Annotated in this window: 12 protein-coding genes; 4 read left to right on the forward strand and 8 right to left on the reverse strand. The window is 70.6% G+C overall.

Annotation, left to right across the window (positions count from 1 at the left end; genetic code table 11):
- The first annotated feature begins 46 nt into the window (after positions 1–46).
- Together OZ403_RS14150 and OZ403_RS14155 are read left to right on the forward strand one after the other, a co-directional pair.
- Positions 47–1,612: a hybrid sensor histidine kinase/response regulator gene (locus tag OZ403_RS14150; protein ID WP_174258762.1), complete on the forward strand. Its 1,566-nt coding sequence runs from the start codon at positions 47–49 to the stop codon at positions 1,610–1,612.
- Positions 1,609–2,763, forward strand: coding sequence for a hypothetical protein (locus OZ403_RS14155; protein ID WP_174258763.1), 1,155 nt, complete (start codon positions 1,609–1,611; stop codon positions 2,761–2,763). The genes OZ403_RS14150 and OZ403_RS14155 overlap by 4 nt, the downstream gene beginning before the upstream one ends.
- Before the next feature lie 12 nt (positions 2,764–2,775).
- On the opposite strand, the gene OZ403_RS14160 is transcribed toward OZ403_RS14155, so the two are convergent.
- Entirely contained in the window at positions 2,776–4,263 is a 1,488-nt protein-coding gene (locus tag OZ403_RS14160) for a phytoene desaturase family protein (protein WP_268784407.1), read from the reverse strand.
- Positions 4,264–4,548: 285 nt separating this feature from the next.
- Between OZ403_RS14160 and OZ403_RS14165 the strand changes: the two genes are divergently transcribed.
- Positions 4,549–5,667 carry a tetratricopeptide repeat protein gene (locus OZ403_RS14165; protein WP_268784408.1) on the forward strand — a complete coding sequence of 373 codons (1,119 nt, stop codon included), beginning with the start codon at positions 4,549–4,551 and terminating at the stop codon, positions 5,665–5,667.
- A gap of 6 nt (positions 5,668–5,673) precedes the next feature.
- On the opposite strand, the gene OZ403_RS14170 is transcribed toward OZ403_RS14165, so the two are convergent.
- The 3 genes from OZ403_RS14170 to OZ403_RS14180 form a co-directional block, all read right to left on the reverse strand.
- The gene (locus OZ403_RS14170) at positions 5,674–6,432 is read right to left on the reverse strand and encodes an energy transducer TonB (RefSeq protein ID WP_140798070.1); all 759 of its coding nucleotides are present in this window, start codon (positions 6,430–6,432) and stop codon (positions 5,674–5,676) included.
- A 167-nt stretch (positions 6,433–6,599) separates the two neighbouring features.
- Positions 6,600–7,316, reverse strand: a complete 717-nt coding sequence (locus OZ403_RS14175) for a response regulator transcription factor (RefSeq protein WP_090488889.1) — start codon at positions 7,314–7,316, stop codon at positions 6,600–6,602.
- Positions 7,313–9,142 (reverse strand): sensor histidine kinase, encoded by a 1,830-nt coding sequence (locus OZ403_RS14180; RefSeq protein ID WP_268784409.1) that lies wholly within the window; start codon positions 9,140–9,142, stop codon positions 7,313–7,315. The genes OZ403_RS14175 and OZ403_RS14180 overlap by 4 nt, the downstream gene beginning before the upstream one ends.
- A gap of 186 nt (positions 9,143–9,328) precedes the next feature.
- On the opposite strand from OZ403_RS14180, the gene OZ403_RS14185 reads away from it, so the two are divergent.
- On the forward strand, positions 9,329–10,075 hold the full coding sequence (locus OZ403_RS14185; protein WP_216620194.1) for a pyridoxal-phosphate dependent enzyme: 747 nt from the start codon (positions 9,329–9,331) through the stop codon (positions 10,073–10,075).
- Positions 10,076–10,097: 22 nt separating this feature from the next.
- Here OZ403_RS14185 and OZ403_RS14190 read toward each other — a convergent pair whose 3' ends face one another.
- From OZ403_RS14190 to OZ403_RS14205, 4 genes are all read right to left on the reverse strand, one after another.
- On the reverse strand, positions 10,098–10,868 hold the full coding sequence (locus tag OZ403_RS14190; RefSeq protein ID WP_140790304.1) for a hypothetical protein: 771 nt from the start codon (positions 10,866–10,868) through the stop codon (positions 10,098–10,100).
- A gap of 146 nt (positions 10,869–11,014) precedes the next feature.
- Positions 11,015–13,417, reverse strand: coding sequence for an ABC transporter permease (locus OZ403_RS14195; RefSeq protein WP_237078282.1), 2,403 nt, complete (start codon positions 13,415–13,417; stop codon positions 11,015–11,017).
- A gap of 162 nt (positions 13,418–13,579) precedes the next feature.
- The gene (locus tag OZ403_RS14200; protein WP_140790306.1) at positions 13,580–14,260 is read right to left on the reverse strand and encodes a hypothetical protein; all 681 of its coding nucleotides are present in this window, start codon (positions 14,258–14,260) and stop codon (positions 13,580–13,582) included.
- Between the two features lie 120 nt (positions 14,261–14,380).
- Positions 14,381–17,413, reverse strand: coding sequence for an ATP-binding protein (locus OZ403_RS14205; RefSeq protein WP_268784410.1), 3,033 nt, complete (start codon positions 17,411–17,413; stop codon positions 14,381–14,383).
- Positions 17,414–17,754: the final 341 nt, after the last annotated feature.

Genomic DNA, 17,754 nt, shown 5'->3' on the forward strand with positions numbered 1-17,754 from the left:
TCCCGCGCGCGGAACCCGGGGCTCATGGGGCCGGAGGATTGACGCCGTGTTTGTGACGCTGGTGGCATTACCTCCCGAGGTGTCGGAGGAGGTCGAGCGAGGGATTCTCGAGTCCGACGCGGGACGGAACTGCCAGATCTTGCGTGTGCCCCTGGCGGGTACCTTGCCCGAGGCCATCTCCGAAGGACTCATCGTCCTGTGGGACGACGGCGGCCCGCTGTCGGAGCTGTGCACGAGTTGTCAGCGGTTGAATGCCCTGCGCGGCGTACCCCGCACGCACCTGGTCGTGCTCACGGGGCGCGCGCCCGAGGAAGCCGACGCCCTGGCCGCAGCCGGCGCGGATGAGTGCCTGCCCGCGCCCGGGACGCACTGGGGCGTGCGGCTCTCGAGCCTTCGCCGGCGCCAGTCGGCGTTGTCGGATGGAGACGCCACTCCCACGCCGGGCCTCCACGCGGCCTCGGACCGCGCGCAGTTGGAGTCGCAGTGGGTGCTGGCGGATCGGATGGCGTCGATTGGCACGCTCGCCGCGGGCGTCGCGCACGAAATCAACAACCCCCTGTCCTACGTCAGCTCCAATCTCTCATACCTGCGCGAGCTGCTCGCCCAGCCGGAGCTGTCCCACGAACAGCTCATGGAGCTGCGTGAGGTGGTGGCCGAAGCGCAGGAGGGCGCAGGCCGCGTCAGCGCGATTGTCCGCGACCTGCGCACCTTCTCCCGCGCGGATGAAGAGCTGCATGGTCCGGTGGACATGGTGCACGTGGTGGACGGCGCGCTGCGGCTGCTCCGCAACCAGATTGGGTTGGTCGCCCGGCTGACGTGCACGTTGGAGCCGGTGCTGCCCGTTCATGGCAACGAAGCGCGCCTCACCCAGATTGTCGTGAACCTGCTGTTGAACGCGCTCCAGGCGCTGCCGGACCGTGCGCCCGAGGAGAACCGGGTGCGGGTGTCCCTGCGCGCCAGCAGCAGCCGGCACGTGGAGCTGGAGGTCTCCGACAACGGACACGGCATGGCGCCGGACGTGCAACGCCGCATCTTCGACCCGTTCTTCTCCACCCGTCCCGTCGGAGAGGGCACGGGGCTGGGGCTGTCCATCAGCCTTACGCTGGTGCAGGCCATGGGCGGACGCATCGAGGTCTCCAGCGCGCCCGGCTGGGGCAGCACCTTCCGCATCGTCCTGCCCACGCAGGCCGCGGGCTGGACGGATGGCGTGGAGCCGGCGCAGGCCCTGGAGCCGGCGCCCGCTCGCCTTCGCCGGCGTCTGCTGCTCATCGATGACGAGCCCTCCGTGGGCAACTCGGTGAGCCGGCTGGTGCGTGACGTGTATGAGATTCACGTCGTCCAGGACGCGCGCGAAGCCCTGCGCTTGCTCTCCATGGGGGAGCGGTTCGATGCCATCCTGTGCGACGTGATGATGCCGGGCATGAGCGGGCTGGACTTCGTGGTGGAGCTGGAGCGGCTGGCGCCGGACCTCGCGCTGCGCACCGGGCTCATGACGGGGGGCGCCTTCACCGCGCAGGCGCGTGAGTTCGTGGGCCGCCGCACGCGCGGGCTGCTGGAGAAGCCCTTCGAGCGCGAGCGTCTGTGCACCTTCGTGGAGCACCTCTTCCAATGAGCCGGGCGGTGCGGCGGAGTCTGGCGGCGTCGCTGGTGGCGCTGCTGGCCGTGGGCTTGTGGGTGGTGCCGGGGTGGCTGCAGGGCCTGTCGCTGGTGGTGCGCGCGGCGGGCATGCAGGGCCGCATGGAGACGGCGCTCGCGGACTGGCGCACGGTGCCCTTCGACGTGAGCGACTTGCGCGTGCCCACGCGGCACGGGCTGGTGCGCGCCCGGTTGTACCGGCCGGTGACGCAGCGCGGGCGCACGGTGGTGCTGACCTCGGGTGTCCACGCGGATGGCATCGACGAGCCCCGGCTGGTGAAGCTGGCGGAGGACCTGGCCATGGGCGGCCAGCCGGTGCTCACCCCGGAGCCGCCGGACCTGCTGCGCTACGAAATCACGCCGCGCCTGCCGGACATCATCGAAGACGCCGCCGTGTGGGCCGCGTCGCAAGCGGACCTGGCGCCCGACGGCAAGGTGAACCTGTTCGGCATCAGCTTCTCTGGCGGTCTGTCGGTGGTGGCGGCGGGACGGCCTGCCTTGAAGGACCGGGTGGCGGCCACGCTCTCCTTCGGCGGGCATGGGGATTTGCCGCGCGTGCTCACCTTCTTGTGCTCGGGCGAGCTGCCGGATGGAAGTCACCTGGCCCCGCATGACTATGGCGTGGTCATCATCCTGCTCAACGTGGCGGAGAAGCTGGTTCCTCCCGAACAGGTGGAGCCCCTGCGCGCGGGCATCCGGACCTTCCTGCGCGCATCGCATCAAGCCATGGTGGATGGCCGCCTCGCGGCGGAGACGTTCGCCAAGGCGCGTGCCCTCCAGGCGGAGCTGCCGGAGCCAGCGGCCACGTTGATGGGCTACGTGAACACGCGCAACGTGGCGGCGCTGGGCCCACGCTTGCTTCCCTTCGTGAAGACGTTCGCCGCGGACCCGGCGCTGTCACCGGAGCGCTCGCCGCCGCCCTCCGCGCCCGTCTTCCTGCTGCACGGCGCGGGGGACACGGTGATTCCCGCCATGGAGTCCAGCCGGCTGGCCGCGGCCCTGCGCCCCCACACCGAGGTCCACGCGCTGGCCACGCCGCTCATCACCCACGCGGAGATGGATGGGCCGCAGGCGTTGATGGACGTGTGGCGGCTGGTGCGCTTCTGGGCGGACCTGCTCGACGCATGAGGGGCGCCGGCCTCAGCTTCGCGAGGTGATGCTCGCGGCGGTGCGCACGCCGCCCACCGAGGTGGCCAGGGTGCTCTGTCCGGGGAACACCGAGTCCCCCACCAGCCACAGTCCCTCCCGGACGTGGAAGGGGCCCAGGTGTCGGTAGTTCTCCAGTCCCGCGCGCCGGGGCACGCCGCCCACCGCGCCCGCGTCGCGCTGCGTGAAGCGCTGGTACGTGCGTGGGGAGGCTGTCATCGCGTGTGTCTGACCCTCCAGCCACTCCGGCGCGAGCTGTCGCAGCCCCTGGTCCATCCGCGCCTGGATGTGCTCCATGTAGCCGCGCTGTGCCTCCACGGGGAGCGCGGAGAGCGTCGTCAGTGGCACATGGGTGGACACCGTCACGGTGCGATGTCCCGGTGGCGCCCGGCCCGTGTCGGCCTCACCGCTGATGGACATGAACAGGTGATTGCCTTCGATGAACGGCGCGGACGGGTCCTCCACCAGCTCCAGGTGATGCGCCTGTCCATCCGCCCCGTCGGGCGTGCGCACCACCAGGTATCGCATCGCCGCGCCCCAGCCGGACTCGACGCGCCGGGACAGCCTGTCCAAGCGGGGCATCGTCTCCAGGGGAACGTCCAGCAGCCGGCTCAAGCTTCGCGGCAGCACGTTGGCCACCACGTGGCGTGTCCGCAGCTCGCCTCGACGCGCGCTCACGCTCCATCCTCCGGCGACCGGCGTCACGGCCTTCACCCGGTTGGCCAGCAGGACGGTGCCTCCCTGGGCCTCCACCGCGCCCGCCAGGGCCCGCGCGAGCTGACCGATGCCGCCCCGGACATGGCCCGTGCCGCGCCAGTAGTAGTCCATGGCGGCCAGGGCGAAGGGGGCCTCCGCTTCGGCCGCGCTGCACTGGACGGTAATCTGGCAGAGCGCGTCCAGGTACGTGCGCAGCGGTGCGAACGTCGTCAGCCCCAGGTGCTCCAGCACCGCGCCCAGGGGGCGTCCCAGCCATCGCAGCAGTGGGGGATATTGGAGCGCCCGGCCCGCGTGGCGCAGCAGGGCACGCAGGTCCAGCGGGGGCAGCAGCGTCGGGTCGTCGAAGAGGGGCCACAGGGCGCCGGCCACCTGGGCCTGGAGCGCGAAGAGACGCCGCACCGCGGGCGCGGGGGCATCGGGCAGGGCGCACAGGGTTTCGATGAAGCGCTCGCGGTTCCGATACACGGGAAGTCGCGCGGTGGAGGTCCGCAGCTCCACCACGGGGTCCAACCCGTCCACCGTGATGGGCAGGGCGAGCTCCCGAATCCACCGGCCGAAGAGCTGGTGTGGCTCGAAGCCCGAGAAGAGCGTGGCGCCTGATTCGAAGGCATGGCCGCCTCGCTGGAAGGTGCTGGCGCAGCCGCCGGGGTAGTTCAGTGACTCGCAGAGCGCCACGCGCGCGCCTCGCCGCGTCAACTCCAGCGCGGTGGCCAGTCCGCCAAAGCCCGCGCCCACCACCACCGCGTCGTACCAGGTGCTTGGCATCGTCCCTGCCCCGAAACCCGGGGCGGCTTGGAGGACGGCCGGGAAGACCGTGCCCTCGCCGCCTGGCGCCGCGGTCCGGGCGGGGCGCGGCGCTTGGGTCCTAACGAAGGCGCACCAGCCCCGCGAGCCCTTTCAAGCCACTTCCGGAGTGCTTGCCTGGCGGTGGACATCTCCCAGCCGAAGGGGCTCGGGACATGTCGATGTGTTTCGAGGCTCCGGATGGAGGAGCTCCCGGGCATAGACTGGTGGCCGTTGTCCTCGCATCCTTCGAAGGGGCCCTCGCGCGTGCGCCAATTCTTCATTGTCCTCGGCTGTTCCTTCGTCCTCGGGTGCGCGTCCACGCCGAAGCCCGTCCCAGCAGCGCCTCCCGATGCCGCCGAGACGTCCCAGGCGGAGCACGAGACACCGGGGTACCTCTCGCCCTCCGAAATCGTGAAGGTGCTGGAGGATTCCAAGGTCGCCTATCGGGTCGAAGGCAAGGACTCACCCCCGGGCGGGTGGGGCGACCAGCTGTGGCCTCAGCGCGTGGCCCTGATTGACGTCCCCCAGGTGGAGGTGGAGGACGGCCGCCGTACCATCCGCGAGTGGCCCACGCCTGCCGGGCTGAAAGCCCTGCTCGATGAGGCCGAACCCCACTTCCAGGCGAAGCGCTACGACGAGGCCGCGAAGCTGTACGCCCAGGCCACGGACCTGTGTCCCGAGTGCTACGTGGCGTGGGTCTTCCGGGGCGACGCGGACTACTTCGCCGGAGACGCGGCCACCGCGCTGGAGCACTACGGCCGCGCCACCACCCTCAACCCCTATGACCACCGTGCCTGGTTCTTCCAGGGCAATGCCCTGGCGAAGCTGGGGCGCTTCGAGGAGGCGCTGGATGCCTGGGCGCAGTGCCTGGCGCTGAGCCCGCGCTACCCCGTCATCCGCCAGTTCTTCCGCACCAACGCGCACCTGGGGTTGGTCATCCGCGGTGACACCATTGTTCCGCGCGGGTACGCCGAGCGCGCCGCGGAGGGCGTCTCCATCCAGTTCGACCCCAACCACGACCCGGCCTGGCTGGCGTTCGCCAACTGCAAGGCCCTGTGGCTGGGCGAGCCGTCACACCGGGCGAAGATGACGGGCTCCACCGAGGAGCAGTTCACCTCCGTGGAGGAGATGGAGTGCCTGGCCTCGGCGCTGGCGGTCCATGAGAGCCAGAAGGCGGAGGGCAAGACGGATGCCTCGGACCCCACGCTGGACCGGCTCTTCGCCATCGCCCAGGAGGGGCTGCTGCTGGAAGCGGTGTTGTTCGAGGTGGGCGCGCGCGTCCACCCTCAAATCGCGCTCACCCTGGATGATGAGCTCCGCCGGCGCCTCAAGAAGTACGTCCTGACGCACGTCCTGGTGCCGGCGGGAGGCCACGGGGGCTGAGTCGCCCTAGCGGGGCAGCTTGAGCCGCAGCGTGAACACGTAGGACACGCTCACCGTCCGGCCCTGGTACTGCACTGGGGTGTAGCGGCGGGCGTGGAGCGCATCGAGCACGGACTCGTTCATGTGCGGCAGGCCCTTGATGATGCGGCAGTCCGTCACGTCGCCGCGCACCGTGATGACACACTTGGCAATCATGGTGCCCTCCACTCGGGCGGCGAGCGCCTGGTGCGTGTATTCGATGCCAGGGCTTCCCATCAGCCTGGGCGGCGTCATGCCCGAGCCGAACGGCATGATGTCGGTGCCCGTTCCCTCCTGCCCAGGGCCCAGGCCGGGCACGTACTGCACGCCAACCACGTTGCTGTCCTCGTAGCCCTCCGGATGCCCACCCGGCACGCCATCCCCCGGGTCCGCCAGCTCGTCCGTCGAGGTGCTGGTGTCGATGCTCGCCACCGCTTCCACCGGCTTGGGCGGCGCATCCACCACCGGCGGCGGCACGCGCGCGGGCACTCGGTCCCGGTTGCGCGGGCGAGGGCGTGGCGCGGTGGCTGCCTTCGGCTGCGCGGGGGCGGGGGAGCCCTTCGCCACGCGCGGGGGCTGCGCCACGCGGAGCACCAGCTCCTTCGGCTCCGGCGGCTCGCTCGGACTCGGCGGCCTCGCGGAGATGAAGAGCACCGCCCCGAACAGGGCCGCATGCAGGGCGATGGACATCCACACGCCCGTGCCAAGACGTCCAGCCCGCTGCCGCTCGATGACCGAATTGAACATTCCGGATGGCCTCCCTCAGCGTCAGGCGCTCCCGGTGACGGCCGTGCAAGACGGACGGCACCGACGGGGACGGGTGGCTGCGGAGCGCCCTGTCCACGCAAGAGTCAACCTACGGAGTCGGCGTCTTCGAATGGCGGTGGGTCGGCCATCGCTTCGTCACGGTTGTGTCATGACGAAGCGACCTCCATGCGGTAGCCCACGCCCCGGATGGTGTGGATGGAGAATCCAGAGGTGCTCGTCCACCCCAGCTTCTTCTTCAGGCTGGAGACGAAGTTGTCCACCGTACGCGGGTCCACCACCACGTCGCGGCCCCAGACGGCGTCCAGGATTTCGCCTCGGGGCAGGGCCCGGTCCTGGTGCCGCAGCAGGAAGGCCAGCAGGTCGAACTCCGTGCGCGTCAGCTCCACCACCGAACCGTCCGCGCGCGACACCTGCCGCCGGCCCAAGTCCAGGGTGAAGCCGCTGAAGCCCATCTGCTCCGGCGGCGCCGTGCCGGAGCGGCGCACCAGGGCGCGTACCCGGGCCAGCAGCTCCCGCAGCCGGTAGGGCTTGGTGAGGTAGTCCTGCGCGCCCACCTCGAAGCCCCGGAGGATGTCGTCCTCCAGTGAGCGCGCGGTGAGCATCAGCACCATGCTCTTGTTGCCCTGTGTCCGCAGCCGGCGGCAGAAGCTGTAGCCGTCCTCGCCGGGCAGCATGACGTCCAGGATGAGCAGGTCGAACGCACGCTCTTGCAGCAGCCGCTCCGCGTCGCGGGTGCTGGGGGCCTCGGCGACGAGGTAGCCCTCGTCCAGCAGGTTGTCCCGGAGGCCGACGCGCAGGTGGGCGTCGTCCTCGACGATGAGGATGGCGGGACGGAGGGGAGGGGTGGATGTGGCGGTGTTCATCGAGCCGGCTCGTTGAATATCAGCGCGAAGGTGGTGCCGTCGGGTCCCGAGGAGGCCACCTGGATATCGCCCCGGTGCAGCTTCATGATTTTGCGACACAGGGCAAGGCCCAGCCCGCTGCCATGGACCTCCGGTCCGGGCACCGTCAGCCGGTAGAAGTCCAGGAAGGCGTTCTCCCATTCGGACTCGGGGATGCCGATGCCGTTGTCCTGGAAGAGCACCGTGCAGCCGTAGCCGGGAATCATCTGCGCGCGGATGGAGATTTCGACGGGGCTTCTCCGGTTGTAGGCGCACGCGTTGCGGCCCAGGTTGGAGAACAACATCCGCAGCAGGCCCGGGTCCGCTTCCAGCTCCACGCCTTCCAGGTCCGAGGTGATGTGGACGGGGACGTTGGTCGCGTTGGTCAGGTCGTCTCGCAACGGGTGGATGAGCTCCTCCAACCGCACGCGCGAGGTCCGCAGCGTCCAGCGGCCCTTGTCGATGCGGTTGAACGACAGGATGTTCTCCACCAGGAAGTGCAGCCCGTCCGCGGCCTGGACGATGCGCGCCGGGTAGTCGCGCACCTCCGGCGCCTGCGCCAGCTTGCGCTCCAGCGTCTCGCCCAGCAGGCGGATGGAGGCCAGGGGCGTGCGCAGCTCGTGGGAGACGGTGGCCACGAAGTCGCTCTTGAGCTCCAGGAAGCGGTACTTGCGCTGCTGGGCCACCACCGCGAGCGCGACGATGGCCACCGCGAGCCCGCCGCACACTGCCACCAGCAGCGTCTTCAGACCGTAGCGCGCGTCGATGTCCGCCTCCTGCCGCGCCCACTGAGGCATGTCCACCGCCAGCTTCAGCGTGCTCAGGGGGAGGACGGCGCCGCCCACGCGTAACCGCAGGCGCCCCGTCGCGTCGAAGAGTCCGCGCGCCTGCATGTCCTGGGTGATGGGCTGGAGCATCGCCGCCACGTCCACCGCGATGCCGTACACCGCCTCGCCGCGCAGCGCCACGTACCAGGACTCGCCCAGGAGGGTGGGCTCGTAGAGCTCCTCGGGAATCACCAGCATGCCCGCGCCCGCCTCACCCGCCCGGGCCAGGAAGTCGCCCGTGGGCTCGTCCAGCGCGGCGCTCACCCGGACGATGCGCGCATGGAGGAAGTCGAAGTCCGCCTGTGTGAAGCGTGAACGCTCGCGCAGCACGTCCCGTTGCAGCCCTGACGCCCGGGCGAAGCCGCCCAGGTCCTCCGGGAGGCCCTCTCGCAGCAGGGCCCGCACCAGCGGCGTGGTGGTGGGGCCTCGCTGGAGCCGCTCCACCACCAGCAGCAGGAAGGGCAGCTCCTGCTCGGGTGTCAGCCGGTTCGCCGCGTGGTAGCGCAGCAGCTCCTCCACGCGGGTGGCCGCGCCCCGCGCGTCCTGGGCCGCCAGCGCGGCCTCCACCGCGCGCAGCCGCGTGAGGCGGGGTTCCCATTCCCCCGCGGGGGCGCCGTCCTTCAGCCTCGCGCCCAACCGGGCATGCACGTCCCGCGCGGGCGTTCCGGTGCCCGGCATGGGGATGGTGAGGCGCGGCAGGAACTGGTAGCCGCGGAAGTTGATGTAGTAGCCCTCGCCAGGCTCGAGTGGGTCTCCCACGGCGGCGTGGAGGGTGGGGATGCTCTCATCGAGCTTCTTCGCCAGGTTCTGCCGCAGGGCCTCTTCGGCCGCGTGGGCCAGCGCGTCCCGGCGCGAGCGCAGCTGCGCGTGGGCGTCATCACGCTCCTGGCTGAAGATGCGCTGGAGGCTGACCAGCCCCCAGCCAAGGGCCAGGAGGCCACAACCCAGGGCGACGAGCGTAGGAAGGAGCCGGCGCAGCATGTGGAGCCGCCGCTGACTATCGCACAGCCGCCTTCCCCCAGAGGCTTTTCACTTCAGCCTCCTGGCCGGGGCGAGTGTCCTGGGCCGGTGAGCGGGCGGACTTCGGGTCCACGTCCGGACAGCCCCCGTGCCGCGCGGCTGGCGTGGGACGTCCCCACCGGGGAGGTTGGGGATGGAGGTTCACGCATGCGCGTCGTGTTTCCCTTGTCACGGCCCTGGCCGGGGGGGCCGGTGGTGCTCTGGGGTGGAGCGCTTCCGGCGGGCAGTCTGAAGTACCTGACGTTCTCCCATCACCTCCAGTCCGCGCCCGCGGAGACGAAGGGCCTGGTGGAGCTATCCGGCGCGTCGTCGGCGCTGGCGCTGGATGCGCTGGGCCGCGAGCGCGGGCTGCCGGTGGTGGCCCTCACGGACACGATGGGCACCGCGTACCTGCGCGCCAACGGCTTCGGTGGGGAGGTGCGCACCGTGCACGGCTTCACGCAGGCCTGGGAGCTGGCGCTGGACTACGAGCGCCAGGGCTGGTTCTGGCCCCGGCAACTCGCCAATGGGGCGCTGGTGGAGAGCGTGGAGTCGTGGACCACGCGGCTGCTCGACATCGTCCGGGACGTGTATCCCGCCGTGCGCTGCGTGGTGTGTGGCTTCGGCACGGGGGCCACCGTCGCGGGGCTGTACCGGCCCTTCTCCGCCGCGGGCTATGAGGTGGTGGGCTTGCAACCTGCGTCCGGCAGGACGATGCCCGGATGGCGGCGCTGGGCGGAGCAGAGCCTGGGCTCCAAGGACCTCTTCTACCCGTACCGCGAGGATGTGCCCCTGGAGACGGCGGATGCGAAGGCGGTGGACGCGCTCGCCGCGCTGCTGGCCTGGGCACGCTCGGAGCGTCGTCCGGAGGAGGTGCTCGTCATCTCCCACAACGCGAGGCCCCCGTTCGAATGACGGGGGCCTCCGTCACGGCACTTCAGCGGCCGCGGCCCTGGCCACCGCGCTGACCGCCCGGGGGGCCACCCACGGTCCGGTCCTCGCGGCGCAGCGACTGGTACTGGGAGCGCTGGCCCTCGTCGAGGATGGCGTTCATCTCCTGGTCGGTCTGCTGGCTCTCCGTGCGCAGCGCCTGGCGCATGTCTCGCATGGTCTTCGTTCCGGCGCGGACCTCTTCCATGAGCGCCTGGCGCTTGGTGGACTCCGCCTCCATCCGGCGCGTCAGCGTCTGCTCCTGGGTGTAGTTCAGCCGAGCGTCGGTGATGAACTTGCGCACGCGCTCCTTCTGCTGCGCCTGCTGCTGAACCTGTGCCTGCTGCCACTGCTGCTGCCGCTCGGCGCGCTGCTCATTGCGCATCTCGTCCTGGACGTTGCGCACCGCGTCCTTGAGGTAGTCGCGGCCGCCCTCGGAGTTCAGCGCTTCGCCGGCGACCATGCCGCGCACCTCGGCGCGCAGTTGCTCCACCTCCGCTGCGAGCGCCGCGGGCGGCGGAGAGGCCACCACCTTCCCATCCGCCGTCAACGTGGGGCGCCGCTCCACCTCCATCAGCCGCCGGGACAGGCTGATGGACGTGTCCTCCAGGGCTTTTACCCGGCGCTCCAGGTTGATGACGTCCGCGGCGACGCTGGTGGGCTGCTCGGGCGGAGGGGACGGGGGCGGAGCCTGCACCGTCTCACGTGGACTCCAGAGGGCCACCACGAGCGCCGTGGCGGCAAGGAAGAGGGCGGCGATGCTGGCGAGCTTGTTCACGTCTACTCCGACGGAAGCTGGAACGACTTATTCCATATCAGGTGCTGTCCAGCCCCGTCCGCCCACCTGCCGGGAGGGAAATCGCCCCGGAGAGGCCTCGATGGGCCGCCCGGATGCCCGCTCCCCGTCCGCCCCCGGCGCGAGGCCTACTCCGCGCGCAGGGACACCGACGGCGGGACACGGCTGGCCCGCAGCGCAGGCAGCCAGCAGGCGACCAGGGAGATGACCGACAGCGCCACGGCCACGCCCAGGAAGATGTCCGGAGCGAAGGGCTCCACGCCATAGAGGGTCGCCGCCATGAGGCGGGTGCAGCCGAAGGCCGCGATGAGCCCCACGCCCACGCCCGCCGCGGTCAGCCGCAGGCCCTGGCCGAGCACCAGCCCCAGCACCTGCTGGGGATGGGCCCCCAGCGCCATCCGGATGCCCAACTCCCGCGTCCGTTGGCTCACCGAATACGCCAGCACGCCGTAGACGCCGACACCGGCTAGGAGGACGGCGAGCACGGCGAAGGCCGCCAGCAGCCGTGTCGTGGCCCTGGGGCGGAGCAGGATTTTCTCCACGCGCTCGGTGAAGGGCAGCAAGTCGTAGATGGGCTGTTCGGCGTCCACCGCCTTGACTTCCTCGCGCAGCGCGGCCAGCGCCGATGCAGACGGGCCTTGGGTGCGCACCAGCATCGTCATGGCCCGCAGGGGAAATTGCGCGAAGGGCACGTAGCTCTCCGGTTCCGCGGGCTCCGTGAGCGTCTGGTGACGGACGTCCTCCACCACGCCGACGATTTCCCGGAAGGGCTGCTCTTCAGACCAGCTCAGCTGCACCCGCCGGCCAAGGGCCTCCCCGCCACCGAGGAACTTCCGGACGAAGGCCTCGTTGACGATGATGATGGGCGCGCTCTTCTCCGTGTCCTGGGGCCCGAAGTCGCGGCCCTGTCGCACGCCAATGCGCATCGCGGAGAAGTAGCCGGGCGAGGCCACCCGGTACTCGGTGTAGTACCGCTCGCTGGGCGAGGCCGAGCCACCTTCCAGGAAGAAGTCCCCGCCGGAGCCCGAGCCCCCCAGCGGCGCGTCGTTGATGAAGCCCACCGCCTCCACCCCGGGTCGTGCCATCAGCCGCTCCGCGACGCCTTCGAAGAAGGCCCGCTTGCGCGCGTCCTCCTGGTACGCGTCGGGGGCGAGCGTCAGCTGCGCGGCGACGACCCCCTCCGCGTCGAAGCCAGGGTCCACCGCCTGGATGTTCTGCAGCGAGCGCACGATGAGACCCGTGCCCACCATCAGCACCAGCGCGAGCGCGAGCTGCACCATGACGAGCGCGCTGCGCAGCGGATGCCCGGAGCGCGCGCCCACGGCGCTGCCGGATTGCCGCAGCAGGGGCAGCACGTTCATCCCCGACGCATGCATCGCGGGCGCCAGGCCGAAGAGCAGGCCGGTGCCCACCGACAGCAGCACGCTGAAGCCCAGGACGGTGCCGTTGAGCTCCAGCGGCGCCACGCGCAGCATGCTGGCGGGCAGCAGGGTGCGCACCAGCTCCATGCCCCACAGCATCAGCAAGAGCCCCAGCACGCCGCCGAAGAGGGACAGCAGCACGCTCTCCACCAGGGACTGCTGGAGCCGCCGTCCCTGGCTGGCGCCCAGCGCCGCCCGGATGGCGCCATCCCGCTGCCGGGACAACGTGCGCACCAGCATGAGGTTGGCCACGTTGGCGCACGCGATGAGCAGCACGAAGCCCACCGCCACCCACAGCATCCACAGCACATCCCGCGTGTTCGTCGTGAGGTGGTCCTGCCAGCCCGTCACCCGCACGGTGTGGCGCTTCTGCCCTGGCTCGGGGTGGCCAATGCCCTGCGCCGCGCGCTCCAGGTCCGCTCGGGCCGCCTCCAGTGAGACGCCCGGTGCCAGCCGCCCCAGCACCGACTGGTAGTGGTTGCCATGCCGCTGCGGGTCCTGCCACTCGGGGACCCACACATCCGTGTCCTCGGCGAACTCGGGGAACGAGAAGTCCTCCGGCAGCACGCCCACCACCGCGTGGCTCCGGCCGTTGAGCACCAGCGTCTGGCCCACCACGTCGGGGACGCCGCCGAGCGCCCGCTGCCAGTAGCCATGGCTCACCAACACCACGGAGGTGTCACCTCCGGGCGGCGCGTCCTCTTCACGGAGGTCGCGCCCCTGCGCGGGTTGCACCCCCAGCACGGAGAAGAAGTTGGGGGTGATGCGCGCCGCCCGCACCCGCTCGGGCTCGTCCGTTCCCGTCCGGTTGAGGCTGGTGCGTCCGAATCCCGCGAGCTGGCTGAAGCCCTTCGAATGCTCCCGCCAGCCGAGCAGCTCCGGTGCCGCCACCGAGGCGTGGCTCACCGACTCCTGCACGCACCAGATACGGACCAGGGATTCGGGGAGGGGAAAGGGCAGGGGCCGCAGCAGCATCGCGTGGATGGCGCTGAACAGGACGGCGTTCGCCCCGATGACCAGCGCCAGCGTGAGGCCCGCGGCCAGCGTGAAGCCGGGGGTTCGTGTCAGGGTGCGTATCGCGTAGCGGAGGTCTTGGAGGAGCGAATCCATGGCTGCGGCCATGAGCGAAGGACATGCCAACCGCCTCGCGGGCGCAACCACTGGGCATGTGGAGGGTGGCCTCCCCGGAGCACGCCCTGGGAGTGCGCGGATGCGGGAAGGCCTGTCCCGGAAACGGACAGGCCCGCGACGGGACGCCCGCTCACCGGCGCGTCAGTGGACGTCCCACCGGGCGGCGATTTCCTCGCACGCCAGCCGGACGTCGTTCATCCGGCGCTGCTGGGCCTTGGGCGCCTGGAAGAGCCGGCCCGCGAAGACGTCGAACACGCCCACCAGCCGCGGGTCCACCGGGCCGCGCTGCTCCAGCCGCTCCTCGGCGTAACGCTGGAGCACCGTGGCGATGTATTGCCCGGAGCGCTCGTCCAGCGGCGTGTGCTTGGAGAAGTAGAGCTTCAGCAGTCCGGAGCGCATCAGCCCCTGGGCATCCACACTGCGCAGCAGCACGTCCGGGCGCACGCTGATGTCCACGCCCGCTAGCGCCAGCGGCGGCAGGTCCGCGTCCACGGGGCTGGCAATCGCGCGGGTGGCCAGACCCCCCGCGGACACCAGGCAACGCTGGAGCGCCTCCGCGCACAGGGCCAGCCGGTGCGCGTCGTAGTCGGATTCCGGCTGGGCGTTGAGGAGCCGCCGCTGGTGGTAGCGGAGGATGACCTCGTCCCGGCCTTCGCACAGGAACTCGATGATGGCCTGGGCGGCGGCGGGGTAGCGCAGGTACTGCGGGTCCACCGGGTGCTTCTGGCCCTGGATGATGCGCTTTCGCAGTGACGGCGTCGCGGTGAGGTACTGGCCCAGCTTGTTGACGGAAACGCGCGGACTCTCACGGGTGACGGTCATGGTTCGGCCTTCCTTTCCGGCTTCGGGAATGAAGGCAGACTACCGGAAGGGTCTGACATTCCCGGGGCGGCCAGACGGGCCGGCCGCCCCATTGAAATCAAACCCGTGGGGTAGGCCATGTCAGGCCCGTCGTGGTGGGCCCCGGTTGGACATGGAGGCGATGACGGCCATCAGCTCCACCGGTTCAATGGGCTTGGGCACGTGGGTGGTGAAGCCCGCGAGCAGCGCGCGCGTCCGGTCCTCCATGCGGGTGTAGGCCGTGAGGGCCACCGCGGGGATGCCGCCGCCCTGTTCCTCGGGCAGGGCCCGGACGCGGGCAATGAAGCGGTACCCGTCCTCCTCGGGCATGCCGACGTCGGAGACGAGCACATCGAACGATGCCTTGCGGAGCTCGGCCAGCGCGTCCTCCGAAGAACTGGCCGTGGTGACGATGCCGCCACACGTCTCGATGATGCTGCGAAGCAGCTCGCGCGTGTCCTCCTCGTCGTCCACCACGAGCACCTGAAGGCTCGCGAGCTGGGGCGGGCAGGGGATGTCCTGCTCCTGCAACGGGCCGCGGAGGGTGGGAGGCACCAGCATCTCCCGCCTCAGCGCCACGGCCTGCGGCAGGCTGACGATGAAGGTGGCCCCCCGGCCCTCGCCCTCGCTGGTGGCCATCACGGTGCCGCCGTGCAGCTCCACCAGGTGCCGGACGATGGCCAGTCCCAGCCCGAGCCCCCCGGCCTTGCGCGTGGTGCTGCCGTCGGCCTGTCGGAAGCGCTCGAACACGTGCGGCAGGAACTGCGGGGAGATGCCCTGGCCCGTGTCGGCCACCGTGATTTCCACCGAGGAGTTGCGCCGCTCCACCAGTACCTGGACGCGGCCTCCCTTGGGGGTGAATTTCACGGCGTTGGACAGCAGGTTCCACACCACCTGCTGCAGGCGGCTCGTGTCGCCCATGATGGTGCCGCCCGAGTCGAGCGCGGCCTGGATGCGGATGCCCTTCGCCTCGGCGGCGGGCCGCAGTGACTCGAGCGCGGCCTCCACGACGTGGCTCACGTCGACGGACGACACCTCCAGCTTCAGCTTGCCCGTCATGATGCGGCTCACGTCGAGCAGGTCCTCGACGAGCTGCCCCTGGGCGCGGGCATTGCGCTCCACGGTGGCCAGCGCCCGCTCCCGCTTCTCCGGCGGCAGCGTGCCGGTCCGCAGCATCTGCACCCAGCCGAGCACCGCCGTGAGCGGCGTGCGCAGCTCGTGGGAGACGGTGGCGAGGAACTCGTCCTTGAGCCGGTTGGCCTCCTCCGCCTCCTCGCGCGCCACGCGCTCCCGGGCGAGCAACCGCTCCCGCTCCGCTTCCAGTCGCTTCTGTGCGCGGATGTCGCGGCTGACGGTGGCGATGCCCATCTGCCGCTGGGTGTCGTGCTCCACCAGGGCGAAGGTGTGGTACTGCGCCGCGATGGGCTCGCCCGTCGGGAAGTGCCGGAAGCGGAACTCTCCCTCCCACCGGCCGCCCTGGAGGATGGCGGGCGCGATGTGTTCGTCGACGTAGGTCTGGTCTTCGGCCAGGAAGAAGTCCCGCAGGTGGTACCGGGTGATGTCTTCATCGCGCCCCAGGCCCAGCAGGCGCCGCCCCGCATCGTTCACCCACACCGCCCGGCCGGATGGGTCTCCCACGCCGATGAAGTCGGGGGATTGCTCGACGATGGTGGCCAGCCGCTCGCGTTCCCGTTCAGCGCTCCGTCGCTCCGTCACGTCCTGCAGCGCACCGACGACGCGCTCAGGCTTCCCCCGGGCGTCGAAGTGCGTCTTCACCATGGCCAGCAGGAAGCGCTGCACGCCATCCCAGCCCTGCACGCGGCACTCCAGGCGAATCGCCCCCGCACCCGGGCGCAGCGCCTGTTCGATGGTGCGCCGGGCGCGGTCCAGGTCGTCGGGATGGAGCCGGGCCGCGGCTTCCGCCAGCGTCGGAGACTTGCCGGGGGGAAGGCCCAGGTGCTGCAGGGCCCGCTCGTCCCACGACAGCACGCCGCGCTCATACTGCAATTCCACGACGCCCAGCTGACCGGCGGCCAGGGCCATCCGCAGGCGTTCCTCGCTGGCCCGGAGCGCCGCCTCCGCCTGGGCCCGCCGGGCCACCTCTGCCTCCGCATGGGCTCGGGCCTGCTGGGCGTGTGCGTAAGCCTCGCGCTCGGCGCGCTTCTCCTGCTCCACGGCCAGGTGGGTGGCCAGCTCGCGCGCCAGGTCCTCGAAGAACTGGCGATAGGTGTCGTCGAAGCGCAGCCGGGGGCTGATGCCCAGGACGACCACACCCCGGAGGCTGTCCGTGCTGGTGCGGCGCAGGGGCAGCACCAGCGCCTTCTCCGTCGGCTCGGGCCAGGGGCCGAACTGGCGGGCTCCCAGGATGGACGGCACCGACTCCAGGAGGACCGGGACGTTCGCCGCCACGGCCTGCTTCGTGGCCTCCGTGATGCGTCCCAGGTCCATGACGGCGTGCTGCGCCAGCCCGTCGAGCCCCGTGGACTCCGTCAGCTCCAGCCGCTGTTCGCCCTCGTCCCAGTGGTAGATGAGCGCGAAGGGGATGTCCTGGGGGTTGTCCGCCAGGGCCCGGATGGCATCCGTGGTGGCGCGCTCGGAAGGCCCGTTCACCCGGGGCGCCAGCGCGCGAATCGTGGCCAGCCGGCGTTCGCTGAGCACGACGTCGGTGACCTCGAAGACGACCTGGAGGATGCCCGCGATGGTGCCCGCGTCGTCCCGCAGCGGACTGAAGTCGAAGGTGAAGTAGGCCTCTTCATTGAACCCGTAACGGGTGAGCATGAAGAAGGTCTTCGCCACCTGCGTCACTTCGCCCGTCGCCAGGAGCTTGCGCATCCAGGGCGAGATGACGGGATAGGTGTCGGGCCAGCACTCGCGGTAGGTGGCGCCCAGGTAACGGGGATGGCGCGGGCCCATGATGACCGCGTAGCCGTCGTTGTAGACCTGGATGAGCTCGTGCCCCCAGAAGATGATGGCCGGTGCCGGCATCTCCAGAATCATGGCGACGAAGGCCTTCAGCGGGCGGGACCACGATTCGTAGGGGCCCAGTTGGGTGCGGCTCCAATCGTGCGAGCGCAGCAGTTCGCCCAGTTCGCCACCAGGGACAGGGAGTTCAGTCTGGGAAGTGAGTTGTTTCACGCGGTCGGTGAGATGCAGGGCGGGTGCGTTATCTAGCTATGCAGCCTGCCGCGTCCTGGCCGTATGCGTCCGGCCGAATCGCGACGAAGCGGGGAGGCAGGCGCTTGAACCACGCCCAGCGTCGTGCCGTGAACAGCCCTCCGCCGCCCGGGCGCCATCCGTCCCCAGGGCAAGTTGATGGTGGATTCACGACGCAAGGCACTGTGCAATGCCCTGACAGTCTCTGGCTGGACTTTGTACTTTTTATGCAGGGGAGCCATTCCTACGTTCGCGGGTGGAGGCGCTCTCGACAACGGGGCGCTTCGGCGACTCGCGCGGGCCGTGAAGGTCCGCGCCACAGC

It is taken from the genome of Myxococcus sp. NMCA1 (genome assembly GCF_026810205.1).
In the GTDB taxonomy this organism is placed as follows: Bacteria; Myxococcota; Myxococcia; order Myxococcales; family Myxococcaceae; genus Myxococcus; species Myxococcus xanthus_A.

What these genes read in the sequence shown, in the direction of transcription:
- OZ403_RS14155 (WP_174258763.1), top strand. Translation starts at nt 1,609, where the DNA reads ATGAGCCGGGCGGTGCGGCGGAGTCTGGCGGCGTCGCTGGTGGCGCTG.
- OZ403_RS14160 (WP_268784407.1), bottom strand. Translation starts at nt 4,263, where the DNA reads ATGCCAAGCACCTGGTACGACGCGGTGGTGGTGGGCGCGGGCTTTGGC.
- OZ403_RS14170 (WP_140798070.1), bottom strand. Translation starts at nt 6,432, where the DNA reads ATGTTCAATTCGGTCATCGAGCGGCAGCGGGCTGGACGTCTTGGCACG.
- OZ403_RS14175 (WP_090488889.1), bottom strand. Translation starts at nt 7,316, where the DNA reads ATGAACACCGCCACATCCACCCCTCCCCTCCGTCCCGCCATCCTCATC.
- OZ403_RS14180 (WP_268784409.1), bottom strand. Translation starts at nt 9,142, where the DNA reads ATGCTGCGCCGGCTCCTTCCTACGCTCGTCGCCCTGGGTTGTGGCCTC.
- OZ403_RS14185 (WP_216620194.1), top strand. Translation starts at nt 9,329, where the DNA reads ATGCGCGTCGTGTTTCCCTTGTCACGGCCCTGGCCGGGGGGGCCGGTG.
- OZ403_RS14195 (WP_237078282.1), bottom strand. Translation starts at nt 13,417, where the DNA reads ATGGATTCGCTCCTCCAAGACCTCCGCTACGCGATACGCACCCTGACA.
- OZ403_RS14200 (WP_140790306.1), bottom strand. Translation starts at nt 14,260, where the DNA reads ATGACCGTCACCCGTGAGAGTCCGCGCGTTTCCGTCAACAAGCTGGGC.